Raw genomic sequence first — 18,553 nt, 5'->3', positions numbered from 1 at the left:
TCCTTTATATTATTTTTAATTATCGATTTTTGTAACGATCAATTTATTACCTTCGATAGCAAGTATTCTTACTTTCGCACCAGCTTCGATGGATTCATTTGACATTGCTGTCCATTCTGTGCCTTCAAATTTAACAGATCCATATTGTACATCAGAAATAGGTTTAACTACTATTGCAACTTTACCAATATAAGCATCAACATTCGTATCGACGACATTTCTTCTAAAGTATTTAACGACAAGCGGTCTAGTTAAAGCCATTAACACAAAGCCAACGGTGAAGAAGACGATCACCTCTAGCCAAAGACTACCTGGTGCAAAGATTGCAATAAGTAAAGATGGAATTGCAGCAATTGCAAACCAAATGCTTACAAATTCAGTTGTAGCAAATTCAAAACCAACAGCAATCACAAATACTGCAAGCCAGAACCAAATCATATATTCATTCATATGGCTATAGGACCTCCTTTAATGAAACTTCTAACATACTCATGTTGGCAATCCATTGGGCTTTAAATTTAGATCCTTTTTCAGTTAGATTCAAATTGAATAAATTTGAAATCCTATTGATAAAAGCTTTATTCGTAATACGTCCATAGGATGCGTTGATACTTATATTATACCTAGTATGCTCAGGGATATCACCCCTTAATACCTCACTCTTGCTGAGTGGCTTGATAAACAATAGTTGCTTTCCTTCATCATAACCCAGCATGACTTGGTTTGCAGTTTCAAAAAACTGTGTCCCTGGTTTGTTGATGGTTAGATGAATTGGAGTTAATGTGACGACGATTTCTTTCGGCTCACCATTAAACCATGTAATGTTCATGTTTCATCACCTCGTATGCTTTTATTATATATCTGATTACATGCGTTGTCAATAAAATTATAGAAAATTATTTTTAATATTTTTAAAGTGAAAAAGCATATAATTTTGGGGTATTTTTTTATGTGTTATAATACGTATGATCACTTCGGGGAGTCATTAGAATGACTGAGAGGATTAAATTCAAAATCGACCCGTGTACCTGATCTGGGTTATACCAGCGTAGGAAAAGTTATCTAGAAAACTTTTTCTTTGGTAATCCCGAAGAATTTTTTATTTTTCAGGAGGAAAAAGAATGAATAAAGAATTAAAGAAGTTAGTATTGACAGCAGTACTAGCTGCCCTTGCGATTGCGTTAGGGTTCGTGATTAAAATCACACCAGGATTAAATCTTGAGATGCCTCAAGGTGGTAATGTATTTGGTATCAATATGTTACCACTGATATTAATTGGTATTGTTATCGGTTGGCAATACGGATTACTTGGTGGTGCGGTATATGGTGTCATCTCACTCATTATGGATGGTTACACATTCCATTGGGGTAGTTTCTTACTTGATTACATCATTCCGTTTGCAGGTATTGCTGCAGTTGGTGGTTTCTTTGGTAAAGATGTATTAAAGGGATGGAAGAAGTTAGCATTAGTTTTCTTGTGTGCATTTATCTTACGATGGATTTCACATGGATTATCCGGAGTATTAATTTTTGCGGATTATGCACCTGTTGGAACAAATGCTTGGTTCTATTCGTTTATTCTTTATAATTTACCTTATTTAGCAACCACATTTACAATAAGTTTTGTGATTGCATTAGGTATAAAAAAACAGCTGATCTTACTAACGGAATCATTTCAGTAATTGATCAACTGCTTTTAAATAATCAAGTCTAGGTTGATAGGAGAAAGGGATTTTTATCCCTTTTTCTTTAAAAAAACTATAAGGAATAGATTTTCTGCCATCTTTTTTTGATGCTTCCCAAAGCGGTTCTAATTCTTTATAAGGTAATAAGTAATATTCATTATATACTTTCCAGCCTACGATAAAGAAAGCAATACCACCATGATGTTCAACATCTTTTAAATGTCTCATTTGGTGTTCATGGATGTTTGCAAGTGGCATCGATGTTTTAGAATTTGTTTCCTTAGCATCAAAATCAATATATTTACCCTTATATAAACCATTAAAATCTGTTGTGGATGGTGTTCTATAATAAGCCTCAGTAATTTTAGCTTTATTTCTAGCAGGATAAGATACATTTACAACTTGTATGGGTGTTGGTTTTTTATGTATGACAGCAATATTATGAGTTAAATAATATTGATTTGTTTCTTCAATGTCACTTTCAAGGGTCATCCCAAGATTTGCATAGTTATTAACTTTTTGAATTGGCTTTTTCTTATTAGGATAATTTAACATGTTAACCCTCACATATATACATTATAAGTTATTTTGTTAAAAATAAAAATATTAAGTGAGTATGTAATTTCAAGTTTTAATCACATTTTGTGTTATAATAGTAACAACCAAACAACCGTTTCAGAAAGGAAAGATGTTAATTGAGTGAAATACGCTTTTTCGCGTTAGGTGGACTAGGTGAAAATGGGAAAAATATGTATGTCGTTGATGTCGACAGACAATATTTTATATTGGATGCTGGTTTAAAGTATCCAACCCAAGAATTATACGGAGTTGATGAAATTATTCCAAATTACCGTATGTTAATCAATATCAAAGATAGAATTAAAGGGATTTTCTTAACACATGCCCATGAAGATCATATTGGTGCGCTTCCGCATATTTTACAAGACTTAAATGTACCTGTATATGCAACACCATTTACCATGGAAGTCATTAAAGATTCCTTAAAAGAAAAAAACTTTGACCTAGACAAACTAACCTTACATACAATTGATCGTAATACAATAATTCGAAGTGGTAATGTTAAACTTACCTTCTTTTCAACGACGCACTCAATTCCTGAATCAGTCGGTGTTGCAATCCACACTATTGACGGTGTAATTGTCTATACATCAGACTTTACTTTCGTACAAAACGGTGATCCAAAATATCAAACAGATTTTTCAAAAATTAATGAACTTGCACAAAAGAACGTCATTGCCTTATTAACGGAATCGCTTGGATCTACATTAGTTCAAGATGGAGGTATAGGTGATACTTTAACGCATAAGATAAATTCTGTATATGCAAATGCAGAAGGTAGAATTATTGTTTCACTATTCTCATCCGATCTTCAAAAAATTCAAAGAATTATCGATATCTCATTAATACATCATAAGAAGATTGCGATTATCGGAAGAAGAGCACAAAGAATTGTTGATATCGCAATCGAAAAAGGTTATTTAAATATTCCTAAAGATGCACTAACAAATCTTCGATTCATTGATGAAAAGAACCAAAATACTCAAAACAATCTTGTTTGTTTAGTAACTGGTAATCGTCATGAACCATTCTTTATGTTACAAAGAATGTGCAAAAAACAAGATAGATTAATCCATATCAATGAAAATGACACAATCTTATTAATGACAGCACCAGTGCCTGGTACTGAAAAGATGGCAGCAAGAACTTTAGACGTACTTTACAGGTCAGATGCACAAATTAAAGTTATGGATAAACGTTTATTATCATCAGCCCATGCAACAGCAGAAGAAATTAAAATGATGATCAATTTATTAAGACCAAAATATGTCATTCCGACAATCGGTGAATTCCGACATCAATACGGTGTTAAAAAGTTAGCACTTGAACTCGGTTATACAGATGATAATATTTTCTTACTTGATAATGGTGATTCAGTTAACTTTAATGATGGTAAAGATGCATATGTTGCTAAAGGTGAAATTAAAACTGGTGATATTTTAATCGATGGTACTGCAATTGGTGATGTCAATGACTATGTCATGAGAGATAGAGAACTTTTAGCTGCAGATGGTGTGATGTTAGTTATTGCAAATGTTGATCCAAAAGCTAAAAAAGTTTTAAGTGATGTTGAAGTGATCACTAAAGGATTTGTTCATTATGACGACTCTGAAAAATCAATTTTAGATGATGTTAAACTCATTTTCACGAAAGTTGCTGACAAACATTTACAAGGCAAATATGTTAACTGGAATGAATTTAAAATAGAAGCAAGAGATGAAGTTTCTAAGTTTATTTATAATGAAACTAAACGACGTCCAATTACAATTCCAGTAATCATATCAACAGAAAGAAATTAATGAAAAAATGGAGCCAATTGATGGCTCCATTATTTTTTAGCAATTGCTTTAATAAGTTCAGGTAAATATAGTGGTAAATCTGGTGGTCTTCTTGCAGTGATAATGTGACCTGAAATAACAACTGGTTCATCTACCCAAGTAGCGCCAGCATACATCATATCATCTTTAATTCCAGGCGTTGATGTCATTTTCACACCTTTTAAGATATGTGCAGAAGATAATACCCAACCTGCATGACAAATTGCACCAATCACCTTTTTGTTTTCGTGCATATAGCGAACAAAGTTTAATACTTCGTCAAAACGACGGAGTAAATCAGGTGCCCATCCACCAGGAATAACAATGGCATCAAATTTGGTAATATCAACATCACCAAATGCAACATCACTCACAGTAGATAAGCCATATTTGCCTTTATATGTTTCTTTTGCTTTAAGTGCTGCAACAACAACTTCAGCACCAGCCTCTTTTAGTCTGATCAATGGATAATGAAATTCCAAGTCATCATAATCGTTAGAAACGATTGTTATTACACGTTTACCTTTTAATTCCATGAGTCCTCCTAATATCCTTTAATTTTATCGATTAATTTTTTACGTTCTTTTAATGCTTTTTCATAAGGATTGTCATCCTTAGGTTCGTAGTATTTGACTTTAATAATTTTCTCAGGTAAATACTTTTCACTGTTTAAAGCATTCGGATCATTATGTGGATAATGATATGCCTCAGGATGAACCTTTAAATATTTATTATCAATGTGTTTTGGTATTTCACCTGTATTTCCACTTTGGAAATCTGCTAGTGCTTTATCGAGTGCTGAATAAGCTGTATTAGATTTAGGTGAAATTGCCATATCAACCACAACATTTGCAAGTGGTATTCTAGCCTCAGGGAATCCTAACATTTTTGCAGTTTGACAAGCTGTTAATACTTTTTGAGGTATGGTAGGATTCGCAAGACCAATATCTTCATAAGCAATTACGAGTAATCTTCTGATAATCACTTCTAAATCACCTAATGTAATGAGTCTAGCAAGATAATGAAGTGAAGCATCCACATCACTACCACGTATGGATTTTTGAAGTGCACTTAACATTTCGAAGTAGTGGTCTTCACCATCATCTAGTGATAGTTGTGGTTTACCAGCTAAACGTCTGACTGTATTTGATGATAATACTTCTCCATCCTTTAAGACTAAAGATGCACTTTCAAGTAAATTTAATGCAGAACGAATTTCATGATTTGAAAAACGAATAATTGCCTTTATCGCATCTTCACTTAATTTAATGTCAGCATCTAGCATAGGTAGTGCATTAAATAGTGCTTTTTTTATATCTTCATCTTCAAGTTGTTTAATTTCATAAAGATGACAACGTGATCTGATTGCGATATTGATGCTTTGATATGGATTTAAAGTTGTTAATCCAATCATAATCGCCTTACCTGTTTCTAGAAACGGAAGTAGATAATCTTGGATATCAGTTTTCATACGATGAATTTCATCAACAATGATTAAAACATCGTGGTAAGCAGTCATATCTAAAATATCTTTTAGTTTTTGTTTATTATCTGTTGAAGCATTGAAAAAATAGGTATCAAGTCCCGATTCCTTAGAAAATAAACCTGCAATGGTTGTTTTACCTGTTCCCGGAGGACCAAATAAAATGAAACTTAACCATTTTTTCTTATTCAACATTTGTGTTAATACACCTGAATCACCTAAAAGATGGTCTTGACCATAAACATCTTTGAGTGATTTTGGTCGCATTCTTGAAGCGAGTGGTTCCATGTCATCACATCCTAAAGTTATTATAACATTTTATTTTATTGTAAGTTTGAGGTAAATATTATAAAATATTTATATTAAGCCAAGACATGGCTATTTTTTTCCACGAAGAGAGGTAACATCATGGATCTTAAAAAATATATTGCTGCAGTACCAAACTTCCCAAAAGATGGGATTTTATTTAGAGATATCACACCACTTATGTTAGATGGTGAAGCATACAAATATGCTGCAGATAAGTTTACTGAATTTGCAAAACAAAAAGGTGCAACTGTAATTGTTGGACCTGAAGCAAGAGGTTTTATTTTTGGGTGCCCAGTTGCAGTAAATATGGGTATTGGTTTTGTTCCAGTAAGAAAACCAGGTAAATTACCAAGAGAAGCCGTCACAGTGACTTATGATTTAGAATATGGATCCAATGCATTATCCATTCATAGTGATGCAATTAAAAAAGGTGATAAAGTTCTTATCATTGATGATTTACTTGCAACTGGTGGAACTGTACAAGCAACTGTCCAACTTGTTGAAAAATTAGGTGGTGAAGTTGTTGGTGCAGCGTTCTTAATCGAACTTGATGATTTAAATGGCAGAAGTTTATTAAAAGATTATGATATATTATCTTTAATTCATTATTAATTTTATAACTTTTTTGAAAGGGAGGGGACTGGTTTGGAAAGCGATGCATTATATCAAGCACTGATGAATGATATAGCTCACTATATCACAAAACCTGAGAGCATCAATTTAATCACAAAAGCTTACCAACTTGCTAAAGAAAAGCATCTAGGGCAAATGCGTAAAAGTGGCGAACCATACATTACCCATCCTGTTGCTGTAACAAGAATATTAGCTGAACTTGAAGCCGGACCTAATACCTTAGTTGCGGCTCTTTTACATGATACTGTCGAAGATACTGATTTAACACTTGTAGATATTGAAAAAATATTTGGTAAAGACATCTCACAACTTGTAGATGCTGTTACAAAATTAAACAAATTAATTTTCCAAGATATTGTACAAGCAGATAACCAACAAAAAATGTTACTTGCTATGGCAAAAGATATTCGAGTTGTGTTAATTAAACTTGCGGATAGAATGCATAATATGCGTACACTAGATTCTATGGCACCTGAAAAGCAATTGCGTATTGCTAAAGAAACTTTAGATATCTATGCACCTATTGCACACAGACTCGGTCTTTTCCGTTGGAAAGCTGAACTTGAAGATCGATCACTTCGTTTTGTTGACCCAGCGATGTATTATAAAGTTTCTAACATGGTTAAAGCAAAAAAAGATGAACGTGAAAGTTCAATTTCTCATGTTATCAACTATATTAAAGAATTATTTGCAGAATCTGGAATTAAAGATTTTGATATAAAAGGTCGTATTAAAAATATTTACTCCATCTATAAAAAGATGGTAAATGGTGGACGTGCTTTTGAAGATATCTATGATTTATTAGCAGTTAGAATTATTGTTGATAAAGTTGAAACTTGTTATCAATCACTTGGTATCATCCATGCGCATTTTACTCCAATTCCAAAACGTTTTAAGGATTATATTGCAGTTCCAAAACCGAACATGTATCAGTCACTCCATACAACTGTGCTTCATAGTGATGGGACTTTATTCGAAGTTCAAATTAGAACGCATGAGATGGATAAGGTCGCAGAAGACGGGATTGCTGCTCATTGGGCATATAAAGAATCTAAAGTATACTCTAAAGAAAAAGAACAATTTGAAATTGCATCTAAACTTAAATGGTATGCAGATTTACTTAAATTAACAGAAGATACTGACGATAAACAAGAATCAAGTCAGGAATTCGTAGACACCATTAAAACGGATATCTTATCAGCAAATGTTTATGTCTTCACACCAAAAGGTGAAGTCATCGAACTTCCAGCAGGTTCGACACCGATTGACTTTGCATATAGAATCCATACCGATGTCGGACATCGTATGGTTGGAGCAATTGTAAATAATAGAATTGTTACACTTGATCACACTTTACAAACAGGCGATGTCATCTCAATTAAAACGAATAAAAATTCATCTGGTCCAAGTGAAGACTGGTTGAAAATTGCAAAATCACCACATGCAAGACATAAAATCAAGATTTTCTTGAATAAAGAAAATCAAGATTTAATAATTGCACAAGGTAAAGAAGCACTTGAAAAAGAATTTGTTCTCAATAAGAAAGATTTTGAATTATCTGATCAATGGGTAAAAGAAAATTTTGAAAAGAACAATGTAGAAACTGTTGAAGACCTTTATAAAGAAATAGGTAAAGGTATCATATCTGCTAAAGCAGTTATGAATAAATTAATGCCTGAAGCAACAAAGGAAACATTACTTCAAAGACAACTAGAAAGAACAAGTAGACAACTAGTTGCAACTTCTGATACAGGTGTGATTGTTGAAGGATTAACAACACCACAAATTAAGCTTGCTAACTGTTGTACACCAGTTCCTGGTGATGAGATCGTTGGATTTGTTACGAAAGGTTCAGGGATTGTTATTCATGGTATGCATTGTACAAATATCAAAGAATATGATCAAAATAGATTATTACCAGCACTTTGGGGTATCAATATTACTAGAAAATACCCTACATGGTTAAAAATTAAAGGAACAACACGTGCAACTCTATTAACTGATGTCATCCAAGCAGTTAACTCAAGCGGTGTAAATATTGCTGAAATTTCAGCAATTTCAAATAGCCAGTTTGAAAGTATTATTAAACTTAAAGTTTCACTTTCTAACGTAAATGAATTAAACAGTTTAATAACTAATATTAACAAAGTACCTCAGGTTTATTATGTAGAGCGTGATATCCGATGAGAATGCTAGTTACAAAAGTTAAATATGCAAAATTATTTGTTGATTCTAAATTAATATCAGAAATTGATGAAGGTTATGTTGTCTATCTTGGTGTTAAAACAACTGATAATGAGAGCATAGTTCAAAAATGTGTGGATAAGCTTTTAAAATTAAGAATATTTCACGATGAGAACGACAAACTAAATTTAAAAATTGATCCATCCAAACATCATATTTTAGTTGTTTCACAATTCACATTGTATGGTGATGCATCTAATAACAACAGACCAAGTTTTACACATGCTGCAAGACCTGAACTTGCAAAACCACTCTATCAGTTTTTTGTCGAATTAATTAGAAAACAAGGTTTTAAAGTAGAGACTGGAGTCTTTGGTGCACATATGGAAATTGAAGCCCTATACAATGGGCCGTTCAATTTAATGTACGAACTGGAGGATTAAGATGAAAATAAATTTTAGGCTGTTAAACATTCTAATATTGTTATTAATCGTAGGTGGATTAATTCTAATTTATCCCTTTATTGCAAGTGTTTTAGACACAGCTTTATATGCACTCCTACCTTTAATCATAGCATTTACGTTGGCATACATATTAAATCCATTAATCAATTTAATGCAGAAATATAAAATACCACGATGGTTAGGTATCTTCATTGTTTATTCACTGTCGGTATTGTTTATTTTCTACCTAATCTATGGTGTGATTAAACCAGCACTTGATGAAATTGGTAGTTTAACTGTCGGTGTTGAAAATATTCTTCATGAAATTGGTGTGATTTTAAATGTTGATACATCAGATGTAACAGCTTATGTGAACTCAATCGTTTCAGATACGATTGTTCAAATTACCAATTACTTTACAGCATCAGGTGGTACAGTAGATGCTGTATGGACCACAATTATTGGTGGTGCAGTTGTTGTAGTAGTCGGTATTATTTTCTTACTTAATTTCCCTAGAATGAGACTTGGTATAAGAAACTATTTAGCAGATACGCTTAAACCAAAGACATTTGATTTTGTTAAAACAATTGATAAGGAACTTACGAATTATCTTTGGGCAGAAGTGATTATTGCAGGTATTCAAGCTGTAGAATATGGTGGATTAATGCTCATTATGGCAATATTCTTCCCAGAGTTTTGGATTTTCGTACCATTGGTTGCATTTATTGCTGCAGTGCTATCATTAATTCCATATTTTGGTGGATATTTCTCAATTTTATTCACAGCAATTATCATAATGACAGTACCACATGCAGCTTATGGCATGATTGGTCTTGGTGTATTCACATTGATCTTTCCACAGCTTGACGCATACGTTATTAACCCTAAAATCTATCAAACACAACTTAAACTTAATCCAATCTCAACGATTGCATTTGTCCTCCTAGGACAAGCATTCTTCGGTATTATTGGAGCGATACTTTCTGTCCCTGTTCAAGTTGTATTTGAAATTACAATGAATTTCTATAAAGAAAATATTAAATCTGGGCTTAAAAAGTTTAATGATACACTCTAAGTCATTGACTTAACCCAGTATAAAATGTTATGATTAATTATAAATTAAATCGGTTGAAGATGAAGAAGAAACTATGATGTAATCTATAAAAAGCGAACAGTAGAATGGTGAAAGACTGGATAAATAGAAATAGTGGGACAACTTCGGAAACCTAAGTAACTTTGAGGGCCAGGTAACTGGAACTAAGGTGGCACCGCGAATTTTAATTTTCGTCCTTAGAATTTTTAAGGGCGAATTTTTATTTAGAAAGGAAGTTTTTCATGAAACAACCCGTACTTTATTTTGATCATTACATGTTAAGAGATATTGAATTATCAGATGCGAAAGATATGTTTGAGTATGGCTCAGACATGGAAGTCGTTAAATATTTAAGTTGGGGACCCTACTTAGATTTAACAGAAGCAGTTGGTTCAATTAGAAAAGTTTTTCAAAAACGACCAGAAAGAGGATTACCTGTTGGTTATGCAATTGTTGATTTACAAAATAATAAAATGATCGGAACCATCGACTTTCATACTAAATATGCAGACGGTTCAGTCGAGGTTGGTTATTGTTTAAACCGACATTATTGGAATAAAGGTGTTATGACTAAAGCTTTAAGAAAAATTCTTGAAGTTGGTTTCTGGTATTTTGGTTATGAGAAAATTATCATTGGACATTCAAATGAAAATATTGGATCAAAACGTGTCATTGAAAAGAATAACTTTATCTTTGACCGCATTGATCATGAAAAATACTACAACAGATTTACAGGGCAAAAAGAACCATCAAGTTGGTATTATCTTACAAAGGAGCAATTTAAATGAGTTTAGTAAAAGTTAAAGGTACATATGATGTTTTATCAAGTGAAGCACGTCGTTGGCAAGCACTTGAAACATATGTCAAAGCAGTTTTTAAAAAATTTAATTATCAAGAAATCAGAACACCAATTATGGAATATTCAAATGTCTTTCATAGAGAAGATGAAAATTCAGATATGGTGACTAAAGAAACATATAACTTTGAAGATAAAGGTGGTAGAATGTTAACTCTTCGTCCTGAAGGTACTGCCGGTATTATTAGAAGTTATATCGAAAATAAACTTTATGCAACAAATGATTTAGTCAAACTTTGGTACATGGGACCTAATTTTAGATATGAGCGTCCTCAAAAAGGTCGTTTCCGTCAATTCTCACAATTTGGTGTTGAAGTTGTCGGTGCGATGGATCCGTATTTAGATGCAGAAGTTATTCAACTTGCATATGAAATCATTAAAGGTCTGAGCTTAAAAGGTGTTTCAGTTAAGATTAACTCATTAGGTGATAAAGCATCTAAACAAAACTATATGAAAGTTCTAAAAGCATTCTTAGAACCTAAAAAAGATCAACTTTCACCAGATTCACAAGCAAGATTAGATAAGAATCCATTACGTATCCTAGATTCTAAAGATCCTGTGGATAAAGAATTATTAAAAGATGCACCTCTACCGCTTGATCATTTAAGCGATGAAGCTAAGCTTAACTTTGAAAAAATCCAAGAAGCATTAGCACTTGCAGGTGTTGAATATAAAATTGACAAACGTTTAGTACGTGGTCTTGATTATTATTCATTTGTAGTATTTGAAATCCAAGCAGATATTGAAGGGTTTGGGTCTCAAAATGCACTTGGTGGTGGTGGACGTTACAATGAACTTGTAGAGTCACTCGGTGGACCTTCAAAACCTGGTGTAGGGTTTGCATTTGGAATGGAACGTTTACTTGATGCTTTAGAGCTTGAAGGTATCAAAATGGTTGATGAACCAAAACTTGATGCATACTTTATTACATTTGATGAAACTTCTAAAAAAGAAGCAATGAAACTTCAAAGTTTATTAAGAAAAGAAAACATTTCAGTTGATTTAAACTACTCTGGTAAAGCTTTCAAAGGACAACTTAAAGAAGCTTTAGCTCAAAATGCGAAGTTCCTCTTAATCTTAGGAGAAAATGAACTAAACATGGGCAAAATCAACGTAAAAAATACAAAAACAGAATTTCAAGAATTAATTGATATTAAAGATTTAGTGATAAATCTTAAGGAGATGTTACATCATGTATAAATACACACATCATAATAATGAATTAACAATTAAAAATGTAAATGAAATTGTCAGTCTCAAAGGATGGGTAAATAAAAAAAGAAATCTTGGAGGTTTAATTTTTATTGACCTTAGAGACAGAAAAGGTATTACTCAACTTGTTGTTAGACCTGAATCCTCACAATATGAAATTGCAAACTCAGTTAAAAATGAATATGTGATTGAAGTTACTGGTAAAGTTTTAGAACGTGAGTCAAAAAATAAAGACTTAAAAACCGGTGAAATTGAAATTGAAGTTGAGGCATTAAATATTATTAATACAGCTGAAACAACACCAATTACAATTGCTGAATTTGATAATGTATCTGAAGAAGTTAGACTTAAATATCGTTATTTAGACTTAAGAAAGCCAAGTCAACAAAGATATTTAATGACACGTAATGAAATTACACAGTCAATAAGAAAAACATTACTTAATGAAGAATATACTGAACTTGAAACACCTTATCTTGTTAAATCAACACCAGAAGGTGCGAAAGAGTTTTTAGTGCCTTCACGTTTATATCATGGTGAAGCGTATGCACTTGCACAATCACCACAAATCTTTAAACAACTTTATATGATTGCAGGTTATGAAAAGTACTTCCAATTTGCAAGATGTTTTAGAGATGAAGATGGACGCGCTGACCGTCAACTTGAATTTACTCAAGTCGACATCGAAGCATCATTTGTTGATCAAGATGATGTCATGGAATTAACTGAAAAAGTTATGGCAAACATGTTTAAAGATGTTTTAAAGAAAGAATTACCTTTACCAATTCCAAGAATGACCTATGCTGAAGCATTTGATAAATATGGTTCAGACAAACCAGATACACGTTTTGAACTTTTAATTGAAAACTTTACCGAAAGTTTTAAAGATTATTCAATACCAATCTTTGCAGAAGGCGATGTTATTCGTGGTCTTCGTTTAAAAAATGATGCGATGTTTACCAGAAAATACTTTGATAAGTTAACAGAAATTGTTAAGAAGAATCATGGTAAGGCACTCGCATATCTTAAAAATGAAGCTGGTCTTTTAGCAGGTTCAATCGCGAAGTTTGTTGAAGGTTACCTGTTAAATGAAGGCGAACTTTTAATTTTAGTTCCTGGTGCTTACGAAGATTCAACAAATGCACTTGGTGCAATTCGTAAAGTGATTGCTAAAGATTTAAACATGATTGATGAGTCATTAGACAATGTATTATGGGTCTATGATTTCCCATTACTCGAATTCAATGCTGAAGAACAAAGATTCTATGCAAAACACCATCCATTCACATCACCTAAAGATGTTGAAGAATTAAGAAACAATCCAAAAGAAGCACTTGCTAAAGCATATGACATTGTTTGGAATGGTTATGAAGTTGGTGGTGGATCGATTAGAATTTACTTAAATGAAGTTCAAAACTTAATGTTTGAAACATTAGGATTCTCAGAAGCAGAAAAATTAAACAAATTCGGATTCTTCCTAGATGCATTAAAATACGGAACACCTCCACATGGTGGACTAGCACTTGGGCTAGACCGTCTTGTGATGCTTGCAACGAAGACAGATAATATTAAAGATGTTATTGCATTCCCTAAAACACAATCAGCAAAAGACTTAATGATGCAATCACCTTCACCTGCTGATTCAAAACAATGGGATGATTTAGGATTAAAGGTGATTAAATAATGAAAAAGATCGTCGTAGCTGGTGGATGTTTTTGGGGTGTTGAAGCCTATTTTAAACAAATTGAAGGGGTAGTGGATACTACCGTTGGTTATGCTAATGGTAATAAAGATAATCCGACTTACCAAGAAGTTTGCAATGGTATTGCTACACATGCAGAAGCAGTCTTAATTGAATACGATGAGACTAAAACAACAACAGAAAAAATATTGAAGCATTTTTTCCACATCATTGACCCGACATCTTTAAATCGTCAAGGTCATGATGTGGGCATCCAATATCGTTCTGGTATTTATTATGACGATTTAGATACTAAAGAAGTTTCTGAAAAAATAATTGATGCAATGAGACCAAATTATCATAAACCAATCGTTGTTTCAGTTGAACCATTAAAAAACTTCTATAATGCAGAAAACTATCATCAAGATTATCTAGATAAAAATCCTGGTGGTTATTGTCATGTCGATTTAACAGATATTCTAAAGGTGGACTAAATAATGAAAAGGGATAATTACATTTCTTGGGATACTTATTTTATGGGGGTAGCAAAGCTATCCGCATTACGTTCAAAAGATCCAGCAACACAAGTTGGTGCTTGTATCATCAATTCAGATAAAAGGATCATTGGTATTGGCTACAATGGACTTCCAAACGGAATTAAAGACGAAGAGTTTTCTTGGGAAAAAGAAGGGGACTTTCTTAAAACAAAATATCCATATGTTGTACATGCAGAAGCGAATGCTATTTTAAATGCAACAACAAATTTAAAAGGGTCATCGCTTTATGTGACACTTTTCCCGTGTAATGAATGTATGAAATTAATTGTACAATCAGGTATTAAAGAAATCGTTTATATGTCAAATAAAGATCACGGTAAAGACTTTAATCAAGCTTCAACCTATATGATGGAAAAAGCAGGTATTAAGGCACGTCAAATTACAATGGAGACGATTGTTCTTGAAAAAGACAACATTTAAAACACTTTTTCATTCACTCATATTTGCATATCTTTTACTCATGATTTCACTCGTAGTTCCAACAGAATACGCAGTGATTACACCTTATAAAACACGTCCAACAAATACTATGATAGAAATTGAAGGTCATTTAGAACCAAATAAATTACATAGTGTTTCTGTGATCAGTCTAGAGCGTATTACTGGTTTTCAAAGGATGATCTATGAAATGAGTGATATTTTTGATGTGTATAAAATGTCACCATATGAATCTCAAATTAATTTATTTGAAGATATCGAACGTAGTCAACTTCAAAAACGTGCATCTTTTGAACAGGCTATTGTTACTGCATACTCACTTTCATCTGCAACAAATCCAGAAGTTGAGATTGAGTATGAACTTACAGGTCTTGTTGTCGATTATAGAGAAGCTAAATTTAATCAATTAAATATTGGTGATATCATCCTTGAAATTAATAATCAAACATTTAATGATTATGAAACCATGGGTTTATTCTTTCTTGATTATCAAGGTGAAATTACACTAAAGGTAGACAGAAAAGGTGACATAAGAACAATCGCTTTAGTAAAAACTAAAGATGATATTTTTAGATTCTATCCAAAATATAATATCAAATCAGCATCACCTAAATATTATTTACCAGGTGAAAACATTTTATCTGGTGGACCATCTGCAGGCATGATGTATACTTTAACAATCTATTTTTCACTTGAAGGTTCACTGTTTATGAAGGAAAATATTGTTGGGACTGGAACCATTCGATACAATAATCAAATTGGAACAATTGGTGGACTTAGACAAAAAGTATATGCAGCAATTAATGAAGGTATGAAACATTTCATGTTACCTGCTTCTCAGTATCAAGAAGTCGCAGATCTTTCAAATCAAATTAATCTATATCCAGTTTCGAATATTTTAGAAGCTATTGAGGTGGTTTATGAAATTAATCAGTAATTTCTTTAAAAGCTATCTAAATGAGAAAAGAAAATTTGATGCTACATTTACCTTCAAAAAAGCACTTAAAGCACATGGTTTTTCATTTGGATTAGTACTTTTAGTTTTAATACCTATGATGTTAATTCTTTATACATTTTATGCTTATGTGCATATTCAATTATTTTTATCGTATTTAGCATTAATTTTATTAATTGTTAGTGTATTTTTATATTTAATTTTACTTTATAAAATTTATCAAACTTGGGAACCAAGTTTAAAAGAAGTTTCTTTGAAGAAACTTATCTTATTTGATGGCATATTAATTGGAGTTTTGATCCTAATCATAGGTTCAATTATTATTTCATCAATATTTGCGAGGTTATAACTATGCTTATTTCATACATCATCATTGGTCTCTTGATACTTGCTGACTATGGACTTAAAATGTTATTTTCAAGTCTATATCAACCAGGTCAAGTTGAAACAATCCTGCCAAACATATTAAAATTTGGTCACTACCAAAATACCGGAGCATCTTTTGGTATGCTTGAAGGTGAGCAATTCTTATTTTTCTTAATTACGATTTTTGCTCTTATATTTTTTGGTTATTTATTTAGTAAATCAGATTTTAAAACAAAAAAGGTTTATACGATAGCAACGATTTTTTTAATTGCAGGTACACTTGGTAATGCAATTGATCGCGTGATGTATGGTTATGTCATTGACTATATTCAAATTCCATTCTTACCATTTGTTGGTCATACATATTTTAATTTAGCAGATGCACTACTTAACTTTGGTGTTGCATTCCTAATTATTGATATTGTTATTTTAGATGAGATAAGAAAACGTAAAGAAAAGAGCATTCAAAATGAAACAAATCAAGATTGATACGGATTTAAACCAAAGACTAGATCATTATTTAGTTGACGAACTTGGTTTAAATCGTAGTTTTATTACCAAATTAATTAAAGAAGATAAAGTGCTGGTTAATGGGAAATCTGTTAAACCAGGTTTTAATCTTAAAAATGGCGACGTGATTGATGTCTTTGAAGCAGAAGTTAAAGAACTTGATTTAAAACCAGAAAATTTAAATTTAGATATTGTTTATGAAGACGAGGATTTGCTTGTTGTAAATAAGCCAAAAGGCTTAGTCGTACATCCTGCAAAGTCTCACAAGGATACCACACTTGTTCATGGTCTTTTATATCAAATGGATAGTCTATCCAATATTAATGGGGTTTTTAGACCAGGAATCATTCATCGAATTGATAAAGATACATCAGGTCTTTTAATGGTTGCAAAGACAAATCGTGCACATCAAGTACTTGCAAAAGATCTTGCAAATCATGATATCAAAAGAAGTTATATCGCACTCGTACATGGTACATTTGAAGAATCTAATGGGACGATTAATGCACCAATTGGCAGACATCCTAAATTAAGAATTAAAAATGCTGTTATTAAAGACGGCAAACATGCTGTCACACATTTTAAAGTATTAGAAACATTTAAACATATGAGTCTTTTACAATGTGACTTAGAAACCGGTAGAACACATCAAATTAGAGTGCATTTATCATTTATTAATCATCCGATTGTTGGTGACCCTTTATATGGATTAAAAAGTGACCCTTTAAAAGATGGTCAAATGTTACATGCATACAAATTAGAATTTGTTCATCCAATTACAAAAAAAGCAATGACCTTTGAAGTGCCATTGCCCGAATCATTTAGAGATTATCTAAAAAAATTATCTTAAGTTCATCTTAGTGATGTTCTTATAATTCATTTTTGCGATTTTTGGTAAGATTGCTGTACCTTTTTCTGAAACAATTTCTTTTAATTGTTCATCAACTTCTTTACCAGCACCAAGTTTTAATGAAATACCAAGTTCTTTAGATAATGTATGCATCTTTGCAAGGAATGCATATCTTGCAATAATGGATGCAGCTGCTACTGAAAGGTGAATAGATTCCGCTTTAGTGTGGAATTCAATATCACGATATACTAACTTTTCATCTTTAAGATAGTTAAAGTAGTGATTTGGTAAACAGAACTGGTCTAGGATTACTGGAACAGTTTCATTAACTTTAGAAGTGGTCTTAATGATCATATGGTTATGTAATAATGCTTTAATTTTATTTAAGTTATAACCATCTTTGAATGTTTCATTGTATTTCTCTGGTGAGAGAATAACTAATGAATGTGTTAATCGTTTAGCAATAATTGGTCCTAATCGAATAATGTCTTTGTTCTTAATTGTTTTAGAGTCTCTTACATTAAGACTTTCTAAAAAGTCTAAGTCGTCAACGGATGTATAAACTGTACATACAACGACTGGTCCAAAGACATCTCCGGTTCCGACTTCGTCACTTCCGATAGCAGAATAATTCTTAATGTTTAAGTAAGATTTAATGGTTACTAATTCCGAGTTGATTTCTTCACCTTGAAGTACAACTTTTCCTGAAGTAAAGGCATTGATTCTAACATCATTATGTACTGCAACGAAACTTAAATAAGGTTGATTAACCTTCTGTTGATAATTGTGATAAAATTGTTTGAGTTCTTCTAATTGTTCATTAGTTAAACTTAATGTATAGCTTTTCAAGATATTGAATCTCCCTTACTAATATAATTATAACATTAAACTCAATAAAGGCG

General features: G+C 32.2%; 21 protein-coding genes and 1 riboswitch. Of the genes, 15 read left to right on the top strand and 6 right to left on the bottom strand.

The window, feature by feature from the left end:
• Nucleotides 1-15 precede the first annotated feature (15 nt).
• On the bottom strand, nucleotides 16-450 hold the full coding sequence (locus tag JV173_RS03125; RefSeq protein WP_205734836.1) for an NfeD family protein: 435 nt from the start codon (nucleotides 448-450) through the stop codon (nucleotides 16-18).
• A gap of 4 nt (nucleotides 451-454) precedes the next feature.
• A complete protein-coding gene (locus tag JV173_RS03120; protein WP_205734835.1) occupies nucleotides 455-829 on the bottom strand; it encodes a hypothetical protein in 375 nt (124 codons plus the stop codon).
• 136 nt (nucleotides 830-965) lie between these two features.
• A riboswitch (TPP riboswitch) is annotated at nucleotides 966-1,072 on the top strand.
• A gap of 49 nt (nucleotides 1,073-1,121) precedes the next feature.
• Between JV173_RS03120 and JV173_RS03115 the strand changes: the two genes are divergently transcribed.
• Entirely contained in the window at nucleotides 1,122-1,682 is a 561-nt protein-coding gene (locus tag JV173_RS03115) for an energy-coupled thiamine transporter ThiT (protein WP_205734834.1), read from the top strand.
• Here the strand turns inward: JV173_RS03115 and recU are convergent.
• Nucleotides 1,671-2,240, bottom strand: a complete 570-nt coding sequence (gene recU, locus JV173_RS03110) for a Holliday junction resolvase RecU (protein WP_205734833.1) — start codon at nucleotides 2,238-2,240, stop codon at nucleotides 1,671-1,673. The two genes, JV173_RS03115 and recU, sit on opposite strands and share 12 nt — an antisense overlap.
• 140 nt (nucleotides 2,241-2,380) lie before the next feature.
• Here recU and JV173_RS03105 point away from each other — a divergent pair, with 140 nt between their 5' ends.
• Nucleotides 2,381-4,063 carry a ribonuclease J gene (locus JV173_RS03105; RefSeq protein ID WP_205734832.1) on the top strand — a complete coding sequence of 561 codons (1,683 nt, stop codon included), beginning with the start codon at nucleotides 2,381-2,383 and terminating at the stop codon, nucleotides 4,061-4,063.
• Nucleotides 4,064-4,092: 29 nt separating this feature from the next.
• Here JV173_RS03105 and JV173_RS03100 read toward each other — a convergent pair whose 3' ends face one another.
• Nucleotides 4,093-4,617, bottom strand: a complete 525-nt coding sequence (locus tag JV173_RS03100; protein ID WP_205734831.1) for a type 1 glutamine amidotransferase domain-containing protein — start codon at nucleotides 4,615-4,617, stop codon at nucleotides 4,093-4,095.
• An 8-nt stretch (nucleotides 4,618-4,625) separates the two neighbouring features.
• A complete protein-coding gene (locus tag JV173_RS03095; protein ID WP_205734830.1) occupies nucleotides 4,626-5,852 on the bottom strand; it encodes a replication-associated recombination protein A in 1,227 nt (408 codons plus the stop codon).
• Between the two features lie 120 nt (nucleotides 5,853-5,972).
• Between JV173_RS03095 and JV173_RS03090 the strand changes: the two genes are divergently transcribed.
• The 13 genes from JV173_RS03090 to JV173_RS03030 all read left to right on the top strand — a co-directional run bounded on the left by JV173_RS03090 (nucleotide 5,973) and on the right by JV173_RS03030 (nucleotide 17,651).
• Nucleotides 5,973-6,485 carry an adenine phosphoribosyltransferase gene (locus tag JV173_RS03090; protein ID WP_205734829.1) on the top strand — a complete coding sequence of 171 codons (513 nt, stop codon included), beginning with the start codon at nucleotides 5,973-5,975 and terminating at the stop codon, nucleotides 6,483-6,485.
• Between the two features lie 33 nt (nucleotides 6,486-6,518).
• A complete protein-coding gene (locus tag JV173_RS03085; RefSeq protein WP_240453004.1) occupies nucleotides 6,519-8,693 on the top strand; it encodes a RelA/SpoT family protein in 2,175 nt (724 codons plus the stop codon).
• Nucleotides 8,690-9,133 carry a D-aminoacyl-tRNA deacylase gene (gene dtd / locus JV173_RS03080; RefSeq protein ID WP_205734828.1) on the top strand — a complete coding sequence of 148 codons (444 nt, stop codon included), beginning with the start codon at nucleotides 8,690-8,692 and terminating at the stop codon, nucleotides 9,131-9,133. Before JV173_RS03085 ends, dtd begins: the two co-directional genes overlap by 4 nt.
• A 1-nt stretch (nucleotide 9,134) precedes the next feature.
• Nucleotides 9,135-10,208 carry an AI-2E family transporter gene (locus JV173_RS03075; protein WP_205734827.1) on the top strand — a complete coding sequence of 358 codons (1,074 nt, stop codon included), beginning with the start codon at nucleotides 9,135-9,137 and terminating at the stop codon, nucleotides 10,206-10,208.
• A 260-nt stretch (nucleotides 10,209-10,468) separates the two neighbouring features.
• Nucleotides 10,469-11,014 carry a GNAT family N-acetyltransferase gene (locus JV173_RS03070; RefSeq protein ID WP_205734826.1) on the top strand — a complete coding sequence of 182 codons (546 nt, stop codon included), beginning with the start codon at nucleotides 10,469-10,471 and terminating at the stop codon, nucleotides 11,012-11,014.
• Entirely contained in the window at nucleotides 11,011-12,282 is a 1,272-nt protein-coding gene (gene hisS, locus JV173_RS03065) for a histidine--tRNA ligase (protein WP_205734825.1), read from the top strand. The genes JV173_RS03070 and hisS overlap by 4 nt, the downstream gene beginning before the upstream one ends.
• Nucleotides 12,275-13,978, top strand: coding sequence for an aspartate--tRNA ligase (gene aspS, locus JV173_RS03060; protein WP_240453003.1), 1,704 nt, complete (start codon nucleotides 12,275-12,277; stop codon nucleotides 13,976-13,978). Before hisS ends, aspS begins: the two co-directional genes overlap by 8 nt.
• A complete protein-coding gene (gene msrA, locus JV173_RS03055) occupies nucleotides 13,978-14,469 on the top strand; it encodes a peptide-methionine (S)-S-oxide reductase MsrA (protein WP_205734824.1) in 492 nt (163 codons plus the stop codon). Before aspS ends, msrA begins: the two co-directional genes overlap by 1 nt.
• Nucleotides 14,470-14,472: 3 nt before the next feature.
• On the top strand, nucleotides 14,473-14,952 hold the full coding sequence (locus JV173_RS03050) for a deoxycytidylate deaminase (RefSeq protein WP_205734823.1): 480 nt from the start codon (nucleotides 14,473-14,475) through the stop codon (nucleotides 14,950-14,952).
• Nucleotides 14,933-15,907 (top strand): S16 family serine protease, encoded by a 975-nt coding sequence (locus JV173_RS03045; RefSeq protein ID WP_205734822.1) that lies wholly within the window; start codon nucleotides 14,933-14,935, stop codon nucleotides 15,905-15,907. Before JV173_RS03050 ends, JV173_RS03045 begins: the two co-directional genes overlap by 20 nt.
• The gene (locus JV173_RS03040; RefSeq protein WP_205734821.1) at nucleotides 15,891-16,274 is read left to right on the top strand and encodes a hypothetical protein; all 384 of its coding nucleotides are present in this window, start codon (nucleotides 15,891-15,893) and stop codon (nucleotides 16,272-16,274) included. Before JV173_RS03045 ends, JV173_RS03040 begins: the two co-directional genes overlap by 17 nt.
• A 2-nt stretch (nucleotides 16,275-16,276) precedes the next feature.
• Nucleotides 16,277-16,780 carry a signal peptidase II gene (gene lspA, locus JV173_RS03035; protein WP_205734820.1) on the top strand — a complete coding sequence of 168 codons (504 nt, stop codon included), beginning with the start codon at nucleotides 16,277-16,279 and terminating at the stop codon, nucleotides 16,778-16,780.
• Nucleotides 16,761-17,651, top strand: a complete 891-nt coding sequence (locus JV173_RS03030) for an RluA family pseudouridine synthase (protein ID WP_205734819.1) — start codon at nucleotides 16,761-16,763, stop codon at nucleotides 17,649-17,651. The genes lspA and JV173_RS03030 overlap by 20 nt, the downstream gene beginning before the upstream one ends.
• Here JV173_RS03030 and rnhC read toward each other — a convergent pair.
• Nucleotides 17,643-18,500, bottom strand: coding sequence for a ribonuclease HIII (rnhC, locus tag JV173_RS03025; RefSeq protein WP_205734818.1), 858 nt, complete (start codon nucleotides 18,498-18,500; stop codon nucleotides 17,643-17,645). The genes JV173_RS03030 and rnhC overlap by 9 nt on opposite strands.
• Between the last annotated feature and the right edge of the window lie 53 nt (nucleotides 18,501-18,553).

Source organism: Acholeplasma equirhinis, from assembly GCF_017052655.1.
In the GTDB taxonomy this organism is placed as follows: domain Bacteria; phylum Bacillota_I; class Bacilli_A; order Acholeplasmatales; family Acholeplasmataceae; genus Acholeplasma; species Acholeplasma equirhinis.
Note: the sequence above shows the minus strand (reverse complement) of the source record. Positions and strands in the feature narration are given on the sequence as shown.